This is a genomic window from Olleya sp. ITB9 (assembly GCF_001315805.1).
In the GTDB taxonomy this organism is placed as follows: domain Bacteria; phylum Bacteroidota; class Bacteroidia; order Flavobacteriales; family Flavobacteriaceae; genus Olleya; species Olleya sediminilitoris.
In genome coordinates, this window is record NZ_BCBW01000023.1 from 41,000 (window position 1) to 65,505 (window position 24,506).

The following is a 24,506-nucleotide window of genomic DNA, read 5'->3' on the forward strand; positions in this document are numbered from 1 at the left end:
TACAATTCTCGCAAGTGCAGTTTTGACAATTTCCTTTAGCGCAACCATCACAGTTGCATGTGCATTCTATATTTTTCATATTATTTGTTTTTAATGTTCATATAATAGACGGAAGAAACATTAAAAAGATGCAAAAATTCAGAACTTTTTTTTAAAATGAAATTATTCCACTTGTATTATAGCTTCATGTAATATTGGAAAATTACAAGAATTAGCAATAAAACACAGTTGATTTGCTTTACTATGAAGGCTTTGTGCTAACTCTTTTTGAGTTTCATTTTTTATAGTCACTACAGGTTTTAATCGTACTATTTTAAAACTTCCGCTTCCTGAAGCCAATACTTCCAGATCACCTTCAGCGTCATCTGTATAGCTTAAAACTTCAATATTATGTTGTGCACAGACATATAAATAAGACATCATATGACAGGAGGCTAAAGCCGACAATAATAAATCTTCAGGGTTGTATAACGTATCATCTCCTCTAAAAATTTTTGCTGCAGACACGGATAAATCCGAAACTTTGTTAGCAATCGTTACTTTATGATTTCTACTAAAAGTCCTTGGGTTACTTGTACTTTCTCCTTTGTTAATTGTCCAATTTACTTGTGCTTTAAAGGTGTGTTTCATTGACATATTTTTATTGAAAGTAAAAAAAGCGTTTCATATTGAAACGCTTTTTTGTTTTTTGAATTTGTATTTTTTACTATGCTTTAAATAGCAAAAGTTATAATGAGATCCCAAAACAAATTTGGGATAAGTGATTCACGCTCTTTTTTAAAGAAAGAAAAAAGAGGTTCTCTGCTTACATGTTTCTGCGATACTGACCACCAACTTCAAACAACGCTGAAGTAATTTCACCTAAACTACACACTTTACAGACATCCATTAAAGCTTCAAAAATATTTTCGTTATTAATGGCTTTATGCTGTAAGTCTTTAAGCATCGCTTTAGTATCGTTGGCTTTATGTAAATTCTCTAGAGTTTTTATCTGGAATTGCTTTTCTTCTTCTGTTGCCCTAATGACTTCCGCAGGAATTACTGTTGGCGAACCTTTAGAACTTAAAAAAGTATTTACTCCAACAATTGGAAATTTTCCGTTATGTTTCAACGTTTCATAATATAAACTCTCTTCTTGAATTTTACTACGTTGGTACATGGTTTCCATAGCTCCTAAAACACCACCACGTTCTGTAATTCTATCAAATTCTTGTAAAACTGCTTCTTCAACTAAATCGGTTAATTCTTCAATAATAAAAGAACCTTGAATTGGATTTTCGTTTTTATTTAATCCTAATTCTTTATTTATAATTAATTGAATTGCCATTGCACGTCTAACCGATTCTTCAGTTGGTGTGGTAATAGCTTCATCGTAAGCATTTGTATGTAATGAGTTACAGTTATCGTAAATAGCGTATAAAGCTTGAAGTGTTGTACGAATGTCGTTAAAATCAATTTCTTGAGCATGTAAGCTTCGTCCAGAGGTTTGAATATGGTATTTAAGCATTTGCGCTCTTGCATTTGCTCCATATTTATGCTTCATGGCTTTTGCCCAAATTTTACGAGCTACACGACCAATTACTGCATATTCTGGATCAATTCCGTTTGAGAAAAAGAACGATAAGTTTGGTCCAAATTTATTGATGTCCATACCACGACTTAAATAATATTCCACGTAAGTGAAACCATTAGATAAGGTTAAGGCTAATTGTGTAATTGGGTTTGCTCCTGCTTCTGCAATATGATATCCAGAGATAGAAACCGAATAGAAATTACGCACATTATTCTCAATAAAATACTCTTGTACATCTCCCATTAATCGCAATGCGAATTCCGTAGAGAAAATACAGGTGTTTTGAGCTTGATCTTCTTTTAAAATATCTGCTTGAACCGTTCCTCTTACTTGCGCAATCGTGTTCTTTTTAATGTCTGCATATATGTCTGCTGGTAATACTTGATCTCCAGTAACACCTAATAACATTAAACCTAAACCATTGTTTCCTTCTGGTAAATCGCCATTATAAGTAGGACGTTCTTTACCTTTATAAAGCTTCGCTATTTTTGCTTCAACTTCTTTTTCAAGACCATTTTCTTTAATGTAAAATTCACATTGTTGGTCTATGGCAGCATTCATAAAGAAACCTAACAACATTGGTGCTGGTCCATTAATAGTCATACTTACCGACGTCATTACATTGGCTAAATCGAAACCAGAATATAATTTTTTAGCATCGTCTAAACAGCAAATTGAAACTCCTGCATTACCAATTTTACCGTAGATATCTGGACGTAAATCTGGATCGTTTCCGTATAATGTTACACTATCAAAAGCAGTCGACAAACGTTTTGCTGGTAAACCTGCACTTACGTAGTGAAAACGTCTATTAGTACGCTCTGGTCCACCTTCTCCTGCAAACATACGTGCTGGATCTTCACCTGTACGTTTAAATGGATATAATCCTGAAGTATATGGGAATTCTCCTGGTACATTTTCTTGCAACGTCCAACGTAATAAATCTCCCCAAGCTTGGTATTTTGGTAAAGCTACACGCGGAATTTGTAAGTGAGATAATGACTCAGAATGTGTTTCAATTTTAATCTCTTTATCTCTTACTTTAAACGTATAAATTGGATTTTTATATTTGTTTACCTTTTCATCCCAACCAGTAATAACTTCCCAATTGTATGGATCCAAGTTTAATTTAACACGGTCAAATTCTGCAATAAGTAACTTTATAAAGTCTTTATTGTCATCCTGAACTTGCTTCAGGATCTCATCTTGATCCAGTCCTTGCTTACTAATAAGAGACATCTCGATTGCGCTCGATGTGACATCCATTACTGAACAAATAGTTTTATAAATTCCGTAAAGTTTTTGAGCAACTTCAACCTGAGTGTTTGCTGTTTTATCATAAGCACGATTATTTTCGGCAATTTCAGATAAATAACGTGTTCTACTTGGAGGTATTACAAAAATCTTTTCGCTCATTTCATCAGAAATATGGAAGGTAGATTTTAAGTCTGAATCTGCTTTTTCAACCAACTTATCCATGATGGCTTTGTATAGCGTATTCATTCCTGGATCGTTAAATTGCGACGCAATGGTACCGTAAACAGGTAATTCTTCTTGAGGTGTATCCCAAAGATTATTGTTACGCATGTATTGTTTTTTTACATCACGTAAAGCATCTAAAGATCCTCGTTTATCAAACTTATTAATGGCTACTAGATCTGCAAAATCTAGCATATCAATTTTTTCTAATTGTGTTGCAGCACCAAATTCTGGTGTCATAACATAAAGAGAAACATCAGAATGTTCAATAATTTCGGTATCCGATTGTCCAATTCCAGACGTTTCTAAAATAATTAAATCGTATTCGGCAGCTTTTAAAACCTCAACCGCTTCATTAACATATTTAGATAATGCTAAGTTAGATTGACGTGTCGCCAAACTACGCATATATACTCTTGGAGAATTGATAGCATTCATACGAATACGATCTCCTAAAAGCGCACCTCCTGTTTTACGTTTAGAAGGATCTACAGACACTAAACCAATGGTTTTTTCTGGAAAATCTATTAAAAAACGACGAACTAATTCGTCAACCAAACTAGATTTTCCTGCGCCTCCAGTTCCTGTAATTCCTAAGACTGGTGTTTTTGAAGCTTTATTTTTATTGTGAATTTTATCTAAAGTGTCTTTTGCAACTTCTGGGAAATTTTCGGCAGAAGAAATCACTCTAGCAATTGCTTTTGGATTTTTGGTTGGTAAAATATCTAATTCGCCATTTAAAGCATCTCCAATAGCAAAATCAGACTGTTCTACCAAATCATTAATCATACCTTGTAATCCCATTGCACGACCATCGTCTGGAGAATAGATTCTAGCAATACCATAATCCATAAGTTCTTTAATTTCAGAAGGAAGGATTACTCCTCCTCCACCTCCAAAAATCTTTATATGCTCTGCACCTCGTTCTTTTAAAAGATCGTACATATATTTAAAATACTCGTTATGACCACCTTGATATGAAGTCAAACAAATTGCATTTGCATCTTCTTGAATAGCTGTATTTACAACCTCATCTACACTTCTATCATGTCCTAAATGGATCACCTCTACTCCTGTAGATTGAATGATACGACGCATGATATTTATCGAGGCATCGTGACCATCAAATAATGCTGCTGCAGTTACAATTCTAACTTTATGTTTTGGCTTATATGGTGTTGCTTGTGTCATTCTTAAAATATAATCTGTTTTAGACTTGCAATTTACGGAATATTCAAAAATATTGCTATATAATCTGTAATTATCTAAAAGTTAAAAGCAAAAATAATAGCCTTGTAATTTTAGACTAAATTAGTAGTCAATATGTTATCAAAATGAAAAAACTTACTATACTTATAAATTGTGATGATCAATCAGGAATTATTGCAACAGTGACCAATTTTATTGCTAATAACAACGGTAACATTGTATATATAGATCAACATGTAGACAGAGAACAAGACATATTTTTTATGCGTTTGGAAGGTGAATTTGAAACCGATAAATTTGATATAGATGCGTTTAAAAACAACTTTAAAATAAATCTAGCTGAACATTTTAAAATGAAATGGCGCATTTATGAAGCTAATAACAAACCTAAAATGGCATTGTTTGTATCCAAATACGACCATTGCTTGTATGATATATTAGGTCGTTATAATTCTGGTGAGTTAGATTTAGAAATTCCGTTTATTGTTAGTAACCACAATACTTTAAAACCTATTGCAGATAGCTTTAACATTCCGTTTTACCATATTCCTGTTACAAAAGATACTAAAGCTGAAGCTGAAGATGCGCAATTAAAATTATGCAAAACTTTTGATATAGATTTTATAGTACTTGCACGTTACATGCAAATTGTATCTAGCAAAATTATAGACCAATATCCAAACAAGGTAATAAACATACATAACTCGTTTTTACCTGCTTTTGTTGGTGCCAAACCTTATCATTCTGCTTACAAAAGAGGTGTAAAAATTATTGGAGCAACAAGTCATTATGTGACCGAGGAATTAGATGCTGGCCCAATTATTGAACAAGATGTAACACGAGTATCACATACACACGCCATAGAAGATTTAATTGCCAAAGGACGTGATCTGGAAAAAATAGTGTTGGCTAATGCCATAAAGCTTCATCTTAAACGAAAAGTAATGGTGTTTAATAATAAGACTGTAATTTTTTCTTAAAACAATAAATGATACTTATTAGCAAGTATTTTCATTTAAATTAAATTATAGTTAACATAAAACGCAGTTTTTGCATAAAAAAAACATCATAAGATTAAGTATATTTACACCATAAATTATAGAACATGAAAAAAATATTGACCTTTATTATTATTTTAAATTTTACTGCCTGTGCAGAATTACAACAGGTTGTTAACCAATTACCACAATCTGGAAGTGTTAGCGATTTAGATATTGCAGGCGGACTAAGACAAGCTTTGGACCTAGGTATTGACAAGCAAGTGACTAAACTAACCCAAACTGATGGTTTTTTTAAAAACGAATTAGTTAAAATTTTACTTCCTGAAGAATTACAAAAAGTAGACAAAGCTTTACGTGATATTGGATTAAGTAATTTAGCTGATGAAGGATTAAAAGTGTTAAACAGAGCTGCAGAAGATGCAGTAGGTGAAGCTACACCAATATTTGTAAATGCTGTTAAAGAGATTACATTTACTGATGCTAAAAACATATTATTAGGTAATAATGATGCTGCAACACAATACCTAACAAGTAAAACACAAACTGCTTTATATGACAAATTTAATCCTGTGATTAAAGCCTCTTTTGACAAGGTTGGAGCAGATCAAATCTGGTCTAATCTAATTAACAAATACAATGCTATACCTTTTACAAGTAATGTAAATCCTGACCTAACAGATTATGTTACAAGTGAGGCTTTAAAAGGTGTTTACACAATGATAGCTGTTGAAGAGCAAGAAATAAGAACTAAAGTTGGATCTAGAACCACAGCTTTATTACAGAAAGTATTTGCTTTACAAGATTAATCTTTAAGTTAATCTTAGAATAATATTTACTTAACATTTAAACTAAACTTATGTAAGATATTTGCAGCGTAAAAGAAAACTTCTCACAACTTTCTTTTACTGAGTTAGTTTAGTTAGTTAATAGAGTCTGTTTTTTTGAGAAAGGAATAGACTCTTTTATTTTTTACGATATTTTGTACTGAATTATTTTTTTTATTTAAATAAAAAAAGTAATTTAATTATCTGAAAATCAAACAACTAAACTAATGACTCGTAGAGACTTACTACAACAACATCAAAACAAGCTAAACAAACGCTATAAACAGTTAGTTGAGCAAGCTTACAACTTACGTCAAACAGATCACGAAGCCAGTGATGTGTTTGCTTATAAAGCTATTAAAATTTTAGACAAACTAAATAGACTTAGTTATTTAGCCAGAGATGTTTCACAAACTGCCTCTTAATTGTTTAAAATAATTAAACGCCAAAATCAATCTTGATCCATACCACGAAAAATATTCGCCATCTACTAAAATTGTTTTTGTGTTTTTAAATTCGGTTTTATGCTTATCAGTAAAAGGATAAGGCTCACTTGATAATAAAACTAAATCGGTTGACAGATTGTTATTTAACTCTTCTATACTAACCTCTGGATAACGACTAAGGTTAGCATAAACGTTTTCAAATTTATTTAATTCTAATAAATAATTAATAAAAGTGCTATTTGCTGCAACCATCCAAGGATCTTTCCATATAAAGTAAGCCACTTTTAGCGTAGGTTTATCTTTTATATAGTTATTAAAATCTAATACATTAGCCTCTATTTTAGTTACAATAACTTTTGCTTGATCTATTTTATTGAATATTTGACCATACTGATTGACTACCTCAACACAATCTTTAATTGTAAAAATATCCGAAACATGAACTTGACAAATGGATTGACAATCTTTAACAATGGCTTGCGTATTCTCTTCTTTATTACATAAAATCAAATCTGGTTTTAAAGCTTTAATTTTATCTAAATTAATCTGCTTTGTTCCGCCTACAATTTGTTTTTCTTTTTTTAAATGAATAGGATGCACACAAAACTTAGTCAAACCTACGATACTATCTTCTAAACCTAAATCATATAACAATTCGGTTTGAGAAGGCACTAACGATATGATGCGTATTGGTGTAGCATCTATGTTAAGTGTATTACCTATTTGGTCTGTAAGTAGCATTTAGTTTTGGCTTAAAATAATAGTGATTTTTTAATATGAGATATTAAAATAAATTTAGCGTGACAAAACGTGCAATTGTTTATTTACTATTTAAAACAACTTCCATTTGCTGTTGTAATTCTTTTGCTTTAGCTGCTGCTGCCTCAGCAAAATCATTATTATTAGAAGCATATATAATTCCTCTAGAAGAATTTATTAATAAGCCTACATTATCACTCATACCATATTTACAAACGTCTTGAAGATTTCCGCCTTGAGCTCCAACACCTGGAACTAACAAAAAACTATTAGGAATAATTTTTCTAATATCAGTAAAGTATTCGGCTTTTGTTGCACCAACTACATACATTAGGTTTTCGCTATTTTGCCAAGATTTGGACGTTTCTAAAACGTGTTTGTACAACTCTTTTCCTTCAACCGTTTTGGTTTGAAAATCAAAAGCACCTTGATTAGACGTTAGTGCTAACATAATAGTATGTTTGTCTTTAAAAGCTAAAAATGGTTCTACCGAATCTTTACCCATATAAGGAGCAACAGTTACACTATCAAATGCTAAATCTTCAAAAAAAGCTTTGGCGTACATTGTACTTGTATTACCAATATCACCACGTTTAGCATCTGCAATTGTAAAAATATCCGGATGGTTTGTGTTTAGATAATTAATCGTTTTCTCTAATGCTTTCCAACCTTTTAAACCATAGGCTTCATAAAAAGCTGTATTTGGTTTATAGGCAACACATAAATGGTGAGTGGCATCTATTATTGCTTTATTAAACTCGAAAATAGGATCTTCGGTTTGTAATAAATGTTCCGGAATTTTATTTAAGTCGACGTCTAATCCAATACATAAAAAAGACTTCTTTTTAATAATTTGTGCTGTTAGTTGTTGTGTTGTCATTAGTACTGTTTAATCATTTTGTGAAGTATCACAAAACTTACTTTTTCATTTTAAAAATTTTAGGATAATCTAGCCTTTAAAAAAAGCCTCAATTAAGAGGCTTGTTATTAAATATGTTCGTCGCTAGCTTTTAACTTTTCGGTATTATCAGCTAATTGTAATTCGTCAATAATTTTTTGGATATCTCCATTTACAATATTGGATAGATCATACAGTGTTAATCCAATTCTGTGATCGGTTACACGACCTTGCGGATAATTGTATGTTCTAATTTTTGCACTTCTATCTCCAGAGGTAACCATTGTACCACGTAAAGCAGCATCTTCTTCCATTTTTTTAGCCAACTCTAAATCATACAATCTAGAACGTAATACTTTAAAAGCTTTTTCTTTGTTTTTATGCTGAGATTTTTGGTCTTGACATTGTGCTACCAAACCTGTCGGAACGTGTGTTAAACGTACTGCTGAGTAGGTTGTGTTTACCGACTGTCCTCCTGGTCCTGATGAACAGAAAAAATCTATACGTACATCTTTTGGATTGATTTCTACATCAAACTCTTCTGCTTCCGGAAATACCATAACGGTTGCTGCACTTGTGTGCACACGACCTTGAGTTTCGGTTTGAGGGACACGCTGTACACGATGCACACCTGCTTCAAATTTTAAAGTACCATAAACATCTTCACCTGAAACTTCAAATTGGATTTCTTTAAAACCACCATTTGTACCTTCACTATAATCTACGGTATCTACTTTCCAGCCTCTACCTTCACAGTATTTGGTGTACATTCTAAATAAATCTCCTGCAAAGATACTAGCTTCATCACCACCTGTTCCAGCACGAAGCTCGACTACCGCATTTTTAGAATCTTGTGGATCTTTAGGGATTAACAATACTCTAATTTCTTCTTCTAATTTAGGAATACCTTCTTTAGCTTCGTCATATTGCATTTTAGCCATATCTACCATTTCGGCATCACTACCATCTGCAATAATTTCTTCTGCTTCTTTAAGGTTATCTGTAAACTCGATATATTGCTCACGCTTATCCATTAAAAGTCGTAAGTCTTTGTATTCTTTATTTAGCTCGACATAACGCTTTTGATCCATGATAATATCTGGTTGGATAATTAAATCACTAACCTCGTCAAAACGTTGTTTTACTATTTGTAATTTCTCTAACATCTTCTTCTTAAAATTGTGAAACAAAAATACGATAATTAATGAACTAGCAATACTTTTATATACAAACTATAAGCATCTTAATAAAAATTATTGAGGATAAAAGCTATTATTTTTTTGAAGTTTTAATAACTTTAGTTGTGCATTTTTCGGCATATTTAATAAGAAAAATCAATCCAAAAACATAAAAAGTTCTGTCTATATATTGAAACAGAGAAAAATCAAAATAATAACCCACTAAAGCACATAAATCTGCAAATGCTAAAGCAAAAATAAAGAAAGCTCCAAATAAGGATTTACCAGTAGTCTGATTAAAATTATTGTTTCCTGCATAAAAACAAGCTGCAATAAGCACTAGACCATGGACATAAACATTATACTCTTTTATAACTGTAAAACTTGAAGTATTATAAACGTAATTGGTTACTAAATGCAATCCAAATAAATTAATTAAACCTAAGATTACAAAAACAGCTACTGCAATTTTATCTGACGCTTTATGATCATACAACTTCTTGAAGTGATTTAACACTAGTAAATAACCTGCAACTCTTGACAAACTTGTTAATAGTTCATACAAAGGGGTTTCGTAAAAAAACAAAAACACATCTGCCAATAAAAAAAACAAGAATATATACAACACAAACCTGTTAGCTTTATTTCTAATATTTAAGTAAAATCCAAAACAAATTAAAGTGATAATTATTCTAATAATCCTACTATAAAACAGTGGATACATAAAAATAATACAGTAATTTACTAATAGAATAGCAGCTAATAAATAGAATTGTTTTTTACCCAAATGACAACTAACTTTATTTAAAATTTTAACAACTGTTGAATTATATATTCAGAAGCAATTATACTATAAATATATCATTATTCGTTATTGATAAGCATATGATAAGTCAATTATTCGCTATACTACACTATTATCGCACGTTTGCCACGTGGTCTATTGCTATTAATATTTTATTATTAGTTTTTGGAAGTCTAAATATATTAGTCGCTTTAATAACTAAATTATTTTTGATAGTCTTACTTTGGTATATTGTTAACCAGACTGAAGCCAAGCAAAAACTGACCTTTTATAAAAATTTAGGAGTATCTGACTTTAAATTATTTGGTATTGTATATTGTATTGACGCCATTATTACAGTAGTATTTTTAAGTTTAATTAACCAATTTATTTAAACCATTTTGATTTTTGAAATCGATAGTGTAGAACTTTATTTTAAAGAAAAAACAATCCTTAACGGGATTTATTTAAAAGCTGAGACAGGTAAAACTACTAGCCTTTTAGGTCGAAATGGCTCTGGCAAAAGCTGTGTTTTAAATATTGCTTTTGGTACGCTTATCGCGAAATACAGCCACATAAGACTAAACAACAAACCACTAAAAAAACCTTTATACCAAACCCAATTAGCTAGTTTTTTACCACAATACCATTTTACACCAAACCAAGTAAAAGTTAGTGTTTTGTTTAAATTATTTAATGTTAAATGGAAGGATTTTATAGTAGAATTTCCTGAACTTACTAAATACAAACAGTATAAAATAAACACATTATCAGGAGGAGAAAGACGTCTTATTGAAATTTATTTAATATTAAAAAAGAATGCCAAAATTATATTATTAGACGAACCATTTAATGGCATCTCTCCTTTATATATTGATAAAATTAAATTATTAATTGAAATTGAAAAAAAACATAAAGCCATTATTTTAACAGACCATAGATATCAAGATGTTATTGCTATTTCTGATACAATTTACTTAATTAAAAACGGCTGTTCTAAACTAATTAATAATCTTACAGAATTAGAAGATTATAACTATTTACATCAAGGAAGCTTATAGCTTAAGAGACTTTTATTCTATCTTTTATTTGATCAAAAAACAGGTATTGGCTTAAAAAGAAAAAACCTAATAAATACAGTAGTCTTTCTCCGTAATAAAAACTAGGCACCTCTATAAAATTAGCTATAAACCCACATAAGTCTGTAAACACAAACAAAAAAGTAAAAATTATAATATAAACTGCTTTAGGAGACTCAGTACAAAAATAATATTTAGCAGCTAGAGCTGCAGCCACAACACAAAAAAACCAATAAACTTGAATAGAGAGAAGTTGACTAGCAGTCATTCCTCCAGATACACCAGAAACTGTGATATAACCAATAAGTAAATTTATAATCATAACAATTATAAATAAAACAGATAATGAATTACCTAATTTTTTAGTCTTCATTTTTTTATAAAGACTAAAACAAAGCAAACCAAATGCTAGTGTTTTAACAACAGAATACGCTTCTATAATATATGGTGAGTTATAGTACAAATCTAAAGCATCTGCTATAAATAATAGACTGGTAAATGCAATAAACAACTTGTCTTTAACATCAAAATTAAAAAACATAAACAAAAACAAACCACTTGAAATTAACCTTACTATTTGACTATTAAAAAACTCAAGACAAAGTAGTGCTACTATGTTTATAATAGCAAGAGTAAGCGTAAAGATTTTTATGTTTTGTTGTTTATACAAGATTATTGATCAAGGCTTCTTATAAATATAAGAATTAAAAATCTACTACTACACCTATACCCAAAAGTTGTTTCCATTGTATAGAGGCTCCTTTTTCTACAAATTCGTCTTCAACTTCAGTTTCTTCAATTATTTTAATGTCATTATCGTATTTTAGATGAGATCCTAACGTTGCTTTTACAAAATCATTGACTTTAAAATCAAACACGACTTCCCAATCGACATCAATGTTTCCGAAACTATTTAAATAATCTGTATAAAAGCTTAATCTGTTTTTTATGTAAATATTTTCAAGCACTTCTGTTTCGTATGAATTGGTTAAAAGTATACCCATTTCGGTACGTGTATTTTCACCATCCTTAATTTTATTTCCTAAGGCATCATACACAGCTGGTTCTACTCCAAAAGAACCATCATCTGCTAAATCTTGATCTAGAACAAAAGTTGCTTTAAAGGTTAAAGGCGACATGTAAAATGACAATTTTTCGATGTTTTTACCATATTCTGCTCCACCTCCTAAAAACAAATAACCAGGAGTCATAAAACTTGAAATTGAATTATCTCTATTTGGATAATTAAAACCATTAGTATACTGTGTTTTAAAATTAAAACGTCCAGAAAAATACCAATTAGTTAATGTGTCTTTTCTAAATCCTAACGTAGAGATTAGCTCAAGCTCGTCTTCTGTTTTTCTTAATCTTTGGTTTTCTTGCTTGTTAACACCATATCGTGTTCTAAGCTCATTAAACCATATTAGATTATTTTTTTTGTAGCGTAAACTAGACTGAATAGCTAGTAATGCTGAAATTGAATTTGCTCCTCCTGCATTCCAATTAACAAAAGTTACCTCGTTAATATCTACGCCTAATTTATTTGCTTGTTTCCATGCAGTTGTGTCAACCACTTTTACTTTTGTTACAATTTGTGCTGTCGTAACCTTGATAAAACACATAAAGCACATTATAAAAATGTATCTCATAGTATAAAATTTAGTTTAGCATTTAATATACAAACGTACCATACTGACTTTCTATTGTCAGTTTTTTTGTTTCCGAAGCTTCAACCTTACCAATCACCTGAGCATTAACTCCATATGACTTAGAGATTTCAATGATTTGTTCTGCAACTTGAGGAGAGACATATAATTCCATTCTGTGTCCGCAATTAAACACTTGGTACATTTCTTTCCAATCTGTTTTTGATTGCTCTTGGATTAACTTAAATAAAGGTGGAATTGGAAATAAGTTATCTTTTACAACATGTAAGTTATCTACAAAGTGTAAAATTTTGGTTTGTGCTCCACCACTACAATGCACCATACCATGTATGTCTTGGCTTTTGTACTTTGACAAAATCTCTTTTATAATTGGCGCATAAGTCCTTGTTGGAGATAATACTAATTGGCCTGCATCAATAGGGGAATTTTCTACTTTGTCTGTTAATTTAATGTTACCAGAATAAACTAAATCTTCAGGTACTGAAGCATCAAAACTTTCAGGATATTTCTTAGCTAAGTAATTATCAAACACATCGTGACGTGCAGACGTTAAACCGTTACTACCCATTCCTCCGTTATAGCTTTTCTCGTAAGTAGCTTGTCCAAAACTTTCTAACCCAACAATAACATCTCCTGCTTTTATGTTAGCATTATCAATAACATCACTACGTTTTATTCTTGCTGTAACTGTAGAGTCTACAATTATTGTTCTAACCAAATCACCAACATCTGCAGTTTCGCCTCCTGTACTATGTATAGTAACTCCAAAACTTTTTAAGTCTTCAATTAATTCTTCGGTACCATTAATTATAGCAGAAATAACTTCTCCTGGAATTAGATTTTTATTACGACCAATGGTTGAAGACAACATGATATTATCTGTAGCACCAACACAAAGTAAGTCGTCAATATTCATTATTAATGCATCCTGAGCAATACCTTTCCAAACAGAGACGTCTCCTGTTTCTTTCCAATACATGTATGCTAAAGAAGATTTTGTTCCTGCTCCATCTGCATGCATGATTAAGCAGTATTGATCATCATTAGTTAAATAATCTGGTACAATCTTGCAAAAAGCCTTAGGAAATAAGCCTTTGTCAATATTTTTAATTGCATTATGTACATCTTCTTTAGATGCAGATACACCTCTTTGGCTGTAACGTTTTGAAATTTCTGAACTCATTGTGTTGTGTTAAGCAACAAAGATATTTATAAATAAAAAGCACACAAATAATATGTGCGCTTTTATAATTAATTTGATGTTTAGGTACATTTATTTCCAATCTGGCATTTTACCATTACTAATTAATAGTGTTCTATTTTCATCTAAATCAAGCGTCATTTTGTAAATATTGTTTTGAGATATACCATCGTAAAGCAATCCTTCATTTTTTCCACTTATTACACCCAAGAATATTATTGTTTAACTAGATTTAAATACAAATCACAAAAAAAGCCTCAAATGAGGCTTTTTTATTTCTTTTATTTTTGTTTATTTAGTAAACAATAATTCTCTATACTTTGTTAAAGGCCAAAGCTCGTCATCCACAAGTAATTCTAATTTGTCACAATGATATCTAATATCCTTAAATAAAGATTTAACATTATTACAGTAAGCCATTGCTTTTTTATCCAAATCTTTACTATTATTAGAAGCTTTTCTTGCTGCTGTCATTTTTGTGACATTTGAATTTATTGAAGCAATATGCTCAGAGATTTCTTCAATTAAATTTAATTGCTCTTGTGCAAACTTTTTAAAGTCTTTACCATAAATCTCTTTTAATCCTTTTACATTTTTGATTAAAATGTTTTGATATCTTACAGCTGTTGGTACTACATGATTACGTGCTATATCACCTAATACACGACTTTCAATTTGAATACGCAAAACATATTCTTCTATTTCAATCTCATATCTAGCTTCAGATTCAATTGTATTCATCACACCTAGCTCTTCAAAAAGCTGTAATGTTTGTTTCGATATTTTTGCTTTTAAAGCCTCTGGTGTTGTTTTATTATTACTAAGTCCGCGTTTTTTTGCTTCTTTTTCCCAAGCTTCACCATAACCATTTCCTTCAAATAAAATATTTTTGGACTTCTTGATATACTCTCTTAAGACATTAAATATAGCATCATCTTTTTTCATATCCTTTTTATCAATCAAGGCATCAACCTCAACTTTAAAGTCTATTAGTTGTTTAGCGACAATACTATTTAAAACTGTCATTGGGTTAGCACAATTAGCTGTAGATCCTACTGCTCTAAATTCAAATTTATTTCCTGTAAAAGCAAAAGGAGACGTCCTGTTTCTATCTGTATTGTCCAACAACACATCAGGAATTTTACCAACAACGTTTAGTTTTAAATCTGTTTTTTCTTCAGGAGACAATTTACCATTGGTCACGTTTTCTAACTCATTTAATGTCTTAGTTAATTGCTGACCTATAAATACCGAAATAATTGCTGGAGGTGCCTCGTTTGCTCCTAATCTATGATCATTACTCGCTGAAGCTATAGCTGCACGAAGCAACTCTTCATTATCATTAACTGCTTTTATTGTATTTATAAAAAAGGTTAAAAACTGAAGATTACTCATTGGTGTTTTTCCTGGTCCTAATAAGTTGACACCTGTATCTGTACTTAAACTCCAGTTATTATGTTTTCCAGAACCATTAACGCCTGCAAATGGTTTTTCATGAAATAGCACTTTAAAATTATGTCTATCTGCAATTTTATCCATAACATCCATTAGTAATGAATTATGATCTACCGCTAAATTAGCTTCGTCAAAAATTGGCGCTAATTCAAATTGATTTGGAGCGACCTCGTTATGTCTTGTTTTAACAGGAATACCTAAGAGCATACATTCGGTTTCAAGGTCACGCATGTAAGCCATAGCACGATTAGGGATGGTTCCAAAATAATGATCATCAAGTTGTTGTCCTTTTGCAGGTGCATGACCTAACAATGTACGTCCTGTTTGTACAATATCTGGTCTAGACATTGCTAAATCACGATCTATTAAAAAGTATTCTTGCTCCCATCCTAAAGACGCATTCACTTTTTTTACATTTTTATCAAAGTATTTACAAACAGCTACTGCTGCACTATCTACAGCTTGTAGAGCTCTTAATAAAGGGGTTTTATAATCTAACGCTTCACCTGTGTATGACACAAAAACGGTTGGTATACATAATGTTGTACCATAAATAAATGCTGGAGATGTTGGATCCCAAGCGGTATACCCTCTAGCTTCAAAAGTGTTTCTTATTCCTCCATTTGGAAAACTAGACGCATCAGGTTCTTGCTGTACTAATTGTCCTCCTCCAAATTTTTCGATAGCTAATCCACCTCCAATTGTTTCAAAAAAAGCATCATGCTTTTCAGCTGTTGCTCCTGTTAAAGGCTGAAACCAATGTGTATAATGCGTCGCTCCTTTAGAGATTGCCCATTCTTTCATTCCTGTAGAAATATGATCAGCTACAACTCGGTCAATTTTTTTACCTAACTGTATAGCATCTCTAACGCTTTCAAAAGCTTCTTTAGTTAAATACTGACGCATCGTGGATTCATTAAAGACATTGCTTCCAAAGATTTCAGAACGACGATGGTTTTCTTGGATAACAATCGGTTTATGTTTTAATGATTCTTTTATAGCATGAAATCTTAATGTTGACATATAAATATTTTAAGTTATTAATTTTACGAATTTACAAAAATAAGCACTCTTAAAATAAGATACCCTAAAAAATATAGGGTTATTAACAGTCTTTTAATAAATATTACATTTAGACCTCTATTTTTTAATGGGTCAATTTATTTTTATTTTATATTTGTGTAAACAAATAACTAAAAAAGAGTTTTTATCATGAGTAAATCTAAATTAGAATACATCTGGTTGGATGGCTATTTTCCAACACAAAACATGAGAAGCAAAACTAAAGTTGAAAATGACTTTAGCGGAAAATTAGAAGACTGCCCAATCTGGTCTTTTGATGGATCTTCTACAAAACAAGCATCAGGAGGATCTTCTGATTGTCTTTTAAAACCAGTTGCCATTTATCCTGATCCTGCAAGAAGAGACGGTTACTTAGTAATGACTGAAGTTTTAAATGCAGATGGAACACCACACGTATCTAATGGAAGAGCGACTATTGAAGATGAAGATAATGACTTTTGGTTTGGTTTTGAGCAAGAATACTTTATCATGGATACAAAAACTCAATTACCTCTAGGTTTCCCTATTGGTGGTTATCCTGCACCACAAGGTATGTACTACTGCTCAGTAGGTGGAAAAAACACTCATGGTAGAAAATTAGTAGAAAAACATGCTGATTTATGTATAGATGCTGGTTTAAACTTTGAAGGAATTAACCAAGAGGTTGCTTCTGGACAATGGGAATTCCAATTATTTGCTAAAGGTGCAAAAAAAGCTGGTGACGAAATCTGGATTGCAAGATACCTTCTTGACAGATTAACAGAAGACTATGGTTATTATATAGATTACCACCCAAAGCCATTAGGTAAAGATATGGACTGGAATGGTTCTGGTATGCACGCCAACTTCTCTAACACTGTTTTAAGAACTTGTGGTAGCCAAGAAACTTACGAGAAAATTTGTGAAGCATTTAGACCAGTAGTTAAAGAGCACATTGCTGTTTATGGAGAGTTTAACGACCAACGTTTAACTGGTGACCATGAAACTGCTTCTATAAACGATTTCTCATATGGTGTATCTGACAGAGGCGCATCAATACGTATACCAATTATTACCGTTGAAAAAGGTTGGAAAGGATGGTTAGAAGACCGTCGTCCAGCATCTAATGGTGATCCATACAAAATTGCAGGTCGTATTATCAAAACGGTAAAATCTGCAAATATTAGTTAATATTTGATTACATAGTTAAATCCAACTAAAAGGCTTTCTAAATAATTAGAAAGCCTTTTTTTTATATCTTATTGTAATTATATTGTTTTAACCTTTAAAGACCAAAACAATAAACACACCATATAATATAACCAATGCAAAACCTTTAAACTTATTAATCTCATTACGCTTAGGCAATAAACCTAAAGGTAAAATAGCAGCAGCAAATAATAACATCCAAAATATATCTCTAGACAAAATTAGTGGCTCTGTAACAGGAATAGTTTTTATCATAGACGTTAAACCTAAAACAGATCCAATATTAAAAATGTTAGAACCAATTAAATTACCTAAAGAAATTGCTTTCTCTTTTTTAGCTGCAGCAATTACAGATGCTGCTAATTCTGGTACACTTGTACCAATAGCAATCATTGTAACACCTATAACAGCCTCACTAACACCTAAATTTGTTGCAATCTGAGTTGCTCCTTTTACTAGCCATTCACTACCGAAATACAACGCAGCAGCACCAATAAGTAACCAAATAATTATTTTAAAATTTGACACAACCGCTAAAGTATCATCCACTTCTTCTAAATCATCAGCACTAGGTTTTTGTCCTTTTATTAAATACACTACAAAAATCAATAATGCTGTAAATAACACCATACCTTCAATAGCTATTAATTGATTATCATTCCATAAAAAATAATATAAAGCACCAGAAAATAACATCATAATTGGCCATGTCATTCTATAAAAAGACTTATCTATAGCAATAGCACCAACAATTGCTGTAATACCTAAAACTAATCCAATATTAGCAATATTAGATCCTACCACATTATTAATTGCAATTGCGGGACTACCTTTTAAAGCTGCCTGAAGACTTACTAATAATTCAGGTGCAGAAGTAGCAAAAGACACTACTGTCATACCTATTACTATTTTAGAAATATTAAGTTTAAAAGACATAGCTACAGATGATCGTACCAAAAACTCTCCTCCTACTACCAATAATACAAACCCTAAAATAAGAAAGACTATACTCATAAATATTAATTTTTAGCGAAGATACATTTTGAATTTTTAATTAAGAATTTGACTGTCTATTTTTTACGCTTTCGCGGAAATAAAGCCAAGTAACAACTAAAAAAATAGTTAAAAAACTATAAATTTAGTTATATAACTATTTTTTAGTTATGGTTGTTATATAATATAAATATGACACCCAATGCAAAAGCTAACAAATAAGGAAGAAGAAATAATGCACATACTATGGAAGCTAGAACACGCTTTTGTAAAAGACGTTATGGCAGAAATAAAGACTGATAAACCGCATTACAACACGCTATCAACTATGATAAGAAATCTAGAAGAAAAGGGCTATGTCAGCTACGAAGCTTTTGGAAAAACACATCGCTACTTCCCTATTGTTACTAAAGAAGCGTATCGTAATAAGTTTATGAATACTGCAATTGACAACTTTTTTAACAGCTCTTATAAAAATGTCGTTTCGTTTTTTGCTAAATAAGAAAAAATTAGTGTTGACGAGCTTAAAGAGATTATTCGTTTAATAGAAGATCAAGAATAACCATGGAATACATTTTAAAAGCTTCAGCAATTATTATATTATTTTACACTTGCTATAAATTGTTTCTTCAAAGAGAGACCTTTTTTCAAGCCAATCGTTGGTTTTTATTAATTGGCTTATTCACTGCTATCGCACTACCATTAATGGTAATTCCAATTTATATTGAATACACTCCAACACCTACACAGTATTACCAGACAACAAACAACACAACTATTACACAAGCTATAATTCAAGAAACAACATTTGATTATTGGACACTACTACCTATTGTTTACCTATTAGGCGCACTATTTGTGACTATAAAAATAACGCTTCAATTTTGGTCATTACATAAGCTATTAAAGCATCAAAAAACAGTAAAACAAGGTGCATTTAAACATGTACAAATAAACAGGCAAATTGCTCCTTTTTCTTTTTTTAAAACAATTGTCTACAATCCGTATCAGTTTTCTAAACAAGAATTAAAACACATTATTACTCATGAAAAAATCCATGCAATACAAAACCATACAATAGACAACATAATAGCACAAATAGCAACAATACTATTCTGGTTTAATCCATGTATCTGGTGGTACAAAAAAGCACTACAACAAAACTTAGAATTTATTGCAGATCATGAGGCTCAGAATAAAACAGAATGTGCTAAAAGCTATCAAACCGTATTATTAAAAGCTAGTTTAGATACTAATCAACTAGCAATAACAAATAATTTTTATCAATCATTAATCAAAAAACGAATTGTTATGTTACAAAAATCAAAATCTAGAAGAAGTAATCTTTTAAAGTTCACAATCATCCTACCCTTTTTAGTCTTGTTTTTAATGAGTTTTAATACAAAAGAGGTTTATATCGCTAATGCGGAAACAAGTAAAACACAACAAAAAACTCCAGACGAAATTCTTATCCTTACATCAAAATCTTCAGATCTAAATATAGAACGTATAAAAAATAAACTTGAAGCTAATTCGGAAGGTCTAAAGGTTAAGTTTTCTAATTTAAAACGAAATGCTGATGGTGAAATTATAAACCTTTCTATTGAAACAAAATTAAAAGGGAAAAGCAAATACAATCACAATGCAACTTATGGAAACGACTTAGAAATTCCTATTTCTAATATTCATTTAAAAATTGAAAATGGAGAATTAGTTTTTGGAGACCAAAATCAAAACCTAGTTATGAGAGTTACTGAACGTGGTGTAGTTGCCGACAAATTTTCTTTAAAAGAAAAAACATCTAGCACTGTTAAAGTTTATAGTCAAAATACTGGAGATAATATTAAATTAAAAACAGATAATGAAAAAGAAACAAACTTAAACACCAAAAATATAGACACTGATAATACATTAAAAGGAGAAAACGCTAGCGTAAAATATGAAGACAAAAGTAAAAATGATGTTGTCGAAGTAATATCGAAAAAAAACAACCCATGGTCTGTTAACTATGAAGTAACCGAAATTAAAACAATCAAAACAATTAACACAAAAGAAGACGATGTATTTATAAGCAATCAATTAAACAATAGCTATTCAAATAAAATAAATTCTGAAAAAGCACTATTAATTGTTGATGGCAAAAAGACAAATGCAAAAGACATCAACTTAATAGATCCAAATAGTATCGTTAATATGAGCGTATTGAAAGACAAAAATGCGATTGATGCATATGGTGAAGAAGGCAAAAATGGAGTCATTATTATAAAAACATCCACAAATACAGAAAACAACTCTCAGGATGTAAACTATGGTATTTCAAGCACAACTTACTCAGATGATGAAGATTCTTCCAAAAACTTCACAAAATTAGAGATAACTAAAAATACACCTGACACAGTTTTAGATCAACATAAAAAACACATTTCGTCTTTAGGACAAACTTTAGAGTACATAACGCTAAGAAGAAATAGAAAAAAAGAAATCACAAAACTTAAAATGCTTATTACTAATACTAGCGGTCAAAACAACAAAGTATTATACCAGTCCTCAAAAGGTATTCCTAATATTACAATAAACATTGATGCAGAAGGAGTTATTAGTATTGACTAAAACCTAACACTCTAAAATATTTATTTAGTAAACAATAAAAAAGACCTTCAATTGAAGGTCTTTTTTTGTTCTATAAACAGATATTACATTTATTCAATAACAATCTTTTTGGTAATACTTTCTCCATTAGTTTCAATAGTAACCATATATAAACCACTAGCTAATTCTAAATCAAGATAACTATTATTATCAACTTTTTGCGTTAAAACAACTCTACCTTCAGCAGAAAAAACTGAGACATTATACTGTTGTTTATTTCCTGAAATATATAATTTATCTTTAACAGGGTTTGGATACACCTTGATAGTTTCGGCTGTAAACTGATCAACACTTAAAGGATTATTCCATACGTTACCCATTTGGTTTCCCCAAATATATTCAACTAAATCAGGGTTGTCTATAAATGGATTTCTGTTAATTTGCCATTCATAAATAACATTGTTTCTGTTCATTTCAAAATCGTCAGGAGGATCATTTCTGTGCCAATCTAAAAGTGTCGCTAAATCTCCCATTTGGCCAGACACATCAGGAAACCCATTTTCTACACTTAATCCATTATAACGGATTTGCATGTATAACACACTTCTAGCAACATCACCTTTAAAGCTTCCTGCTGTAGCTGTTGGTCCATTATACTGTCCATAATGCTGATTGTTTCTTGTACTGTTTTCTGGTCCATCTGCAGCACGCAAAGCATGACCATCACTATTACCATGCCTTAAGGAATCTGCTGTAGTATTCCAAAACGTATTTTTACCATCTCTAAAATCGTCTAAATCAATACTGTTATAGCCAGCTAAAGACCTAGGGAAAGTATGTTCTCTATTCCATGTTCCAACATTATTAGATGTGGTTTGGTAATCTAATTTAGCACGACCTTGCTCTGTATACACTAACCAAACCTGGTTTGAATTTTCAGGGTTTTGGTCTGCTTCTTCAAGTATATCAATAATATCAGAATAGGTTTGTGCACGTACAACACCTTCCTCAGCAATAATATCTTGTAGCGCTTGCTCTAAAGCTGCACCTGACAAACCATCAATAGAATTATAATAACCATCTGGCTGAGTACTAGACACTATACCAAAAGTAGGATTTAAAGGTGTACCATAAGCAGCCACAACAAAATCGTTATCAACTACTCGTCTTTCTATATTATTATTTAATCTTACATAATTATTTGGTACTGTTTGCAAAACAACTTTAAACTCCTCATCACCTTCATCCATCGTGTCATCTACCAAAGTAATTGTAGATGTAATTGTATTTTGCCCTGTCGGAATGGTAACCTGCGTATTTCCTGTAAAATCAGAAGTATTAAATCCGCTATTATTTAAAGTAAAATCAAGGATTAAATCCGAATCTACAGCTTGCTCTGTAGTAAAAGTAACATCAAATGAATCCCCTTCGTTAAAATAAGCATCAACCACTGAAATTAAAACACCATTTAAAACCACTCCTGAACCATCATTTAATACTCTTGGTGTTGGTGTAGTTGATGTATAAGTTACACTGTTAGCATTACCTAAACCATCATCAAAACGCTGAATAGAATTAGTATTATTACCAGAACCTTCGTTGTGTTGCGTACTAACACCTAATAAAGCCATTAATGCAACATCATCAGCATCACTAGTATCGTAAACTAAAGCGTCTACCAAATTAGTTTGAGTAGCCATAGTACCTTCAGGAAAATCTGTATCATCACCTAAATATATTGCTACAGCATCTGCACCATTTTGAATAAGATTACTTGGAATAATTAAATTTGGAATTGGAGACACACTATTGTTACCTATTAAAAATAGTCCGTTAACATCTGTTGTGTAACCATCCAAGTCAATAGTATAATAACTAGAGTCGTTTCCTGAGTTTGATCCATTAAAAAAGACTAACACATATCCATCTAAGCTAAAATTTGGAGTTTCAGATAACAACTCGACAAACTCATGATTATCAATATTGTTTCCTTCAAAAGTGGTATCACTATCCAATTCGTTAATCACAACGGTTTGCGAAAAACCTAAGCTAACAAATAATAAAAAGAGTATTAAAGTAATTTTTTTCATATTAATATATTTTTTGGCAAATATAAAGCATAATATCAGGTAAACTTTTACCAACACATTAATTAACTTTTAAGTTACCAAAAGATGAAAACCTCTTTTAACACCAAAAAACACATTAAAATCCCCTTGGATTAAAAAAACCAACAACAAAATGCCCTACAATTGTTAATATATGAAACATTAAAAGATCATTTAAGTTAATAATTAACACATCAATGAAGAGAATATCAAAAAAAATGAAACTAAATCTATTTTTTTAATTACAAAAGTAAAGTCAATTTTATCAATTTACAATGTTTTATTTGGAAGATAATATCCAAAAAATATATCTTCAAAAAACAATCCTTAAAACGGTTGTTATTATTAACCCTTAAAACTGTAAAATTATGCTAACACTTGCCAAATTAATAATCGACATCTTAACATCGATTAGCCTTTAAACCCAAAATGTAAAACTTAGTCTAGAATAAGTTTTACTATTTTTAAATTACAAAGGACTTTTGGCTAACACATAATAAAGCAATAATTTTGAAAAAAATTAAGTGTTATGAAACAATCACTATTTAAGTTTTTAGCAAAACTAAATAAGCTTGTATTACCAAGCTATACCAAGCAAAAATTAGATTTAAGTAAAGCCACTAAAATACAGATGGCTATTTTTGGCTGGAAGGTATTTGTTACAAAAAACGCATTAAATTAAAAATTTCTTCAAAAAACTTTGACGCTTATATAAAAAGACATATATTTGCACCCACAAAAAATAGGCCTCGTGGCGCAACTGAATAGCGCACTTGATTACGGCTCAAGAGGTTATAGGTTTGAATCCTATCGAGGTCACGAAAAAAAAAAGCAAGCTAAACAGCTTGCTTTTTTTATACCTTACTTTAACATCACCTGAATTTTAACTTTGAAAAAACAAATAAGTCTTTTGCTAAAACTTAAAAGCATTTTGCATTATTGAGAAATCAATATCCACAAAAGAATACGACATAAAAAAAGTTATATATACGTTATTACTTAATTATTAACTT

General features: G+C 30.9%; 21 protein-coding genes and 1 tRNA gene. 9 read left to right on the forward strand and 13 right to left on the reverse strand.

Annotated features, from left to right (window positions below):
• Nucleotides 1-162 precede the first annotated feature (162 nt).
• A complete protein-coding gene (locus tag ITB9_RS06500; protein WP_054851617.1) occupies nucleotides 163-636 on the reverse strand; it encodes an OsmC family protein in 474 nt (157 codons plus the stop codon).
• Nucleotides 637-805: 169 nt separating this feature from the next.
• On the reverse strand, nucleotides 806-4,243 hold the full coding sequence (locus ITB9_RS06505; protein WP_054851618.1) for a methylmalonyl-CoA mutase family protein: 3,438 nt from the start codon (nucleotides 4,241-4,243) through the stop codon (nucleotides 806-808).
• A 143-nt stretch (nucleotides 4,244-4,386) separates the two neighbouring features.
• Here ITB9_RS06505 and purU point away from each other — a divergent pair, with 143 nt between their 5' ends.
• From purU to ITB9_RS06520, 3 genes are all read left to right on the forward strand, one after another.
• Complete coding sequence (gene purU, locus ITB9_RS06510; RefSeq protein ID WP_054851619.1) at nucleotides 4,387-5,241, forward strand: formyltetrahydrofolate deformylase; 855 nt, start codon at nucleotides 4,387-4,389, stop codon at nucleotides 5,239-5,241.
• 125 nt (nucleotides 5,242-5,366) lie between these two features.
• Nucleotides 5,367-6,068 carry a DUF4197 domain-containing protein gene (locus ITB9_RS06515; RefSeq protein ID WP_054851620.1) on the forward strand — a complete coding sequence of 234 codons (702 nt, stop codon included), beginning with the start codon at nucleotides 5,367-5,369 and terminating at the stop codon, nucleotides 6,066-6,068.
• A 245-nt stretch (nucleotides 6,069-6,313) separates the two neighbouring features.
• Nucleotides 6,314-6,511 (forward strand): Lacal_2735 family protein, encoded by a 198-nt coding sequence (locus ITB9_RS06520; RefSeq protein WP_028290096.1) that lies wholly within the window; start codon nucleotides 6,314-6,316, stop codon nucleotides 6,509-6,511.
• Here ITB9_RS06520 and ITB9_RS06525 read toward each other — a convergent pair.
• The 4 genes from ITB9_RS06525 to ITB9_RS06540 form a co-directional block, all read right to left on the reverse strand.
• On the reverse strand, nucleotides 6,494-7,273 hold the full coding sequence (locus ITB9_RS06525) for an ABC transporter substrate-binding protein (RefSeq protein ID WP_054851621.1): 780 nt from the start codon (nucleotides 7,271-7,273) through the stop codon (nucleotides 6,494-6,496). The two genes, ITB9_RS06520 and ITB9_RS06525, sit on opposite strands and share 18 nt — an antisense overlap.
• Before the next feature lie 79 nt (nucleotides 7,274-7,352).
• Nucleotides 7,353-8,171, reverse strand: a complete 819-nt coding sequence (gene pyrF, locus ITB9_RS06530; protein ID WP_054851622.1) for an orotidine-5'-phosphate decarboxylase — start codon at nucleotides 8,169-8,171, stop codon at nucleotides 7,353-7,355.
• A 107-nt stretch (nucleotides 8,172-8,278) separates the two neighbouring features.
• Complete coding sequence (prfA, locus tag ITB9_RS06535; protein WP_028290093.1) at nucleotides 8,279-9,355, reverse strand: peptide chain release factor 1; 1,077 nt, start codon at nucleotides 9,353-9,355, stop codon at nucleotides 8,279-8,281.
• A 106-nt stretch (nucleotides 9,356-9,461) separates the two neighbouring features.
• Nucleotides 9,462-9,932 carry a hypothetical protein gene (locus ITB9_RS06540; RefSeq protein WP_148638398.1) on the reverse strand — a complete coding sequence of 157 codons (471 nt, stop codon included), beginning with the start codon at nucleotides 9,930-9,932 and terminating at the stop codon, nucleotides 9,462-9,464.
• A 620-nt stretch (nucleotides 9,933-10,552) separates the two neighbouring features.
• On the opposite strand from ITB9_RS06540, the gene ITB9_RS06550 reads away from it, so the two are divergent.
• The gene (locus ITB9_RS06550) at nucleotides 10,553-11,212 is read left to right on the forward strand and encodes an ABC transporter ATP-binding protein (protein ID WP_054851624.1); all 660 of its coding nucleotides are present in this window, start codon (nucleotides 10,553-10,555) and stop codon (nucleotides 11,210-11,212) included.
• Between the two features lies 1 nt (nucleotide 11,213).
• On the opposite strand, the gene ITB9_RS06555 is transcribed toward ITB9_RS06550, so the two are convergent.
• The 5 genes from ITB9_RS06555 to ITB9_RS06570 all read right to left on the reverse strand — a co-directional run bounded on the left by ITB9_RS06555 (nucleotide 11,214) and on the right by ITB9_RS06570 (nucleotide 16,576).
• Nucleotides 11,214-11,771, reverse strand: a complete 558-nt coding sequence (locus ITB9_RS06555; RefSeq protein ID WP_054851625.1) for a hypothetical protein — start codon at nucleotides 11,769-11,771, stop codon at nucleotides 11,214-11,216.
• 163 nt (nucleotides 11,772-11,934) lie between these two features.
• Nucleotides 11,935-12,879 (reverse strand): DUF3078 domain-containing protein, encoded by a 945-nt coding sequence (locus ITB9_RS06560; RefSeq protein WP_028290089.1) that lies wholly within the window; start codon nucleotides 12,877-12,879, stop codon nucleotides 11,935-11,937.
• A 22-nt stretch (nucleotides 12,880-12,901) separates the two neighbouring features.
• The gene (locus tag ITB9_RS06565; RefSeq protein WP_054851626.1) at nucleotides 12,902-14,080 is read right to left on the reverse strand and encodes an AIR synthase related protein; all 1,179 of its coding nucleotides are present in this window, start codon (nucleotides 14,078-14,080) and stop codon (nucleotides 12,902-12,904) included.
• A 90-nt stretch (nucleotides 14,081-14,170) separates the two neighbouring features.
• Nucleotides 14,171-14,308: a hypothetical protein gene (locus ITB9_RS15605; RefSeq protein WP_187294259.1), complete on the reverse strand. Its 138-nt coding sequence runs from the start codon at nucleotides 14,306-14,308 to the stop codon at nucleotides 14,171-14,173.
• Between the two features lie 81 nt (nucleotides 14,309-14,389).
• Nucleotides 14,390-16,576: a glutamine synthetase III gene (locus tag ITB9_RS06570; RefSeq protein ID WP_054851627.1), complete on the reverse strand. Its 2,187-nt coding sequence runs from the start codon at nucleotides 16,574-16,576 to the stop codon at nucleotides 14,390-14,392.
• A gap of 189 nt (nucleotides 16,577-16,765) precedes the next feature.
• On the opposite strand from ITB9_RS06570, the gene ITB9_RS06575 reads away from it, so the two are divergent.
• Entirely contained in the window at nucleotides 16,766-17,785 is a 1,020-nt protein-coding gene (locus ITB9_RS06575; protein WP_028290086.1) for a glutamine synthetase beta-grasp domain-containing protein, read from the forward strand.
• Nucleotides 17,786-17,872: 87 nt separating this feature from the next.
• On the opposite strand, the gene ITB9_RS06580 is transcribed toward ITB9_RS06575, so the two are convergent.
• Nucleotides 17,873-18,817 (reverse strand): calcium/sodium antiporter, encoded by a 945-nt coding sequence (locus ITB9_RS06580; protein ID WP_054851628.1) that lies wholly within the window; start codon nucleotides 18,815-18,817, stop codon nucleotides 17,873-17,875.
• A 181-nt stretch (nucleotides 18,818-18,998) separates the two neighbouring features.
• On the opposite strand from ITB9_RS06580, the gene ITB9_RS06585 reads away from it, so the two are divergent.
• Nucleotides 18,999-19,298, forward strand: coding sequence for a BlaI/MecI/CopY family transcriptional regulator (locus ITB9_RS06585; protein ID WP_054851629.1), 300 nt, complete (start codon nucleotides 18,999-19,001; stop codon nucleotides 19,296-19,298).
• A gap of 62 nt (nucleotides 19,299-19,360) precedes the next feature.
• Nucleotides 19,361-21,406, forward strand: coding sequence for a M56 family metallopeptidase (locus tag ITB9_RS06590; RefSeq protein ID WP_054851630.1), 2,046 nt, complete (start codon nucleotides 19,361-19,363; stop codon nucleotides 21,404-21,406).
• Between the two features lie 89 nt (nucleotides 21,407-21,495).
• Here ITB9_RS06590 and ITB9_RS06595 read toward each other — a convergent pair whose 3' ends face one another.
• Nucleotides 21,496-23,475 carry an endonuclease gene (locus ITB9_RS06595; RefSeq protein ID WP_054851631.1) on the reverse strand — a complete coding sequence of 660 codons (1,980 nt, stop codon included), beginning with the start codon at nucleotides 23,473-23,475 and terminating at the stop codon, nucleotides 21,496-21,498.
• Between the two features lie 547 nt (nucleotides 23,476-24,022).
• Between ITB9_RS06595 and ITB9_RS06600 the strand changes: the two genes are divergently transcribed.
• Together ITB9_RS06600 and ITB9_RS06605 are read left to right on the forward strand one after the other, a co-directional pair.
• On the forward strand, nucleotides 24,023-24,175 hold the full coding sequence (locus ITB9_RS06600; protein WP_028607649.1) for a hypothetical protein: 153 nt from the start codon (nucleotides 24,023-24,025) through the stop codon (nucleotides 24,173-24,175).
• A gap of 63 nt (nucleotides 24,176-24,238) precedes the next feature.
• Nucleotides 24,239-24,312 (forward strand) — tRNA-Arg (locus tag ITB9_RS06605).
• The last annotated feature ends 194 nt before the right edge of the window (nucleotides 24,313-24,506 follow it).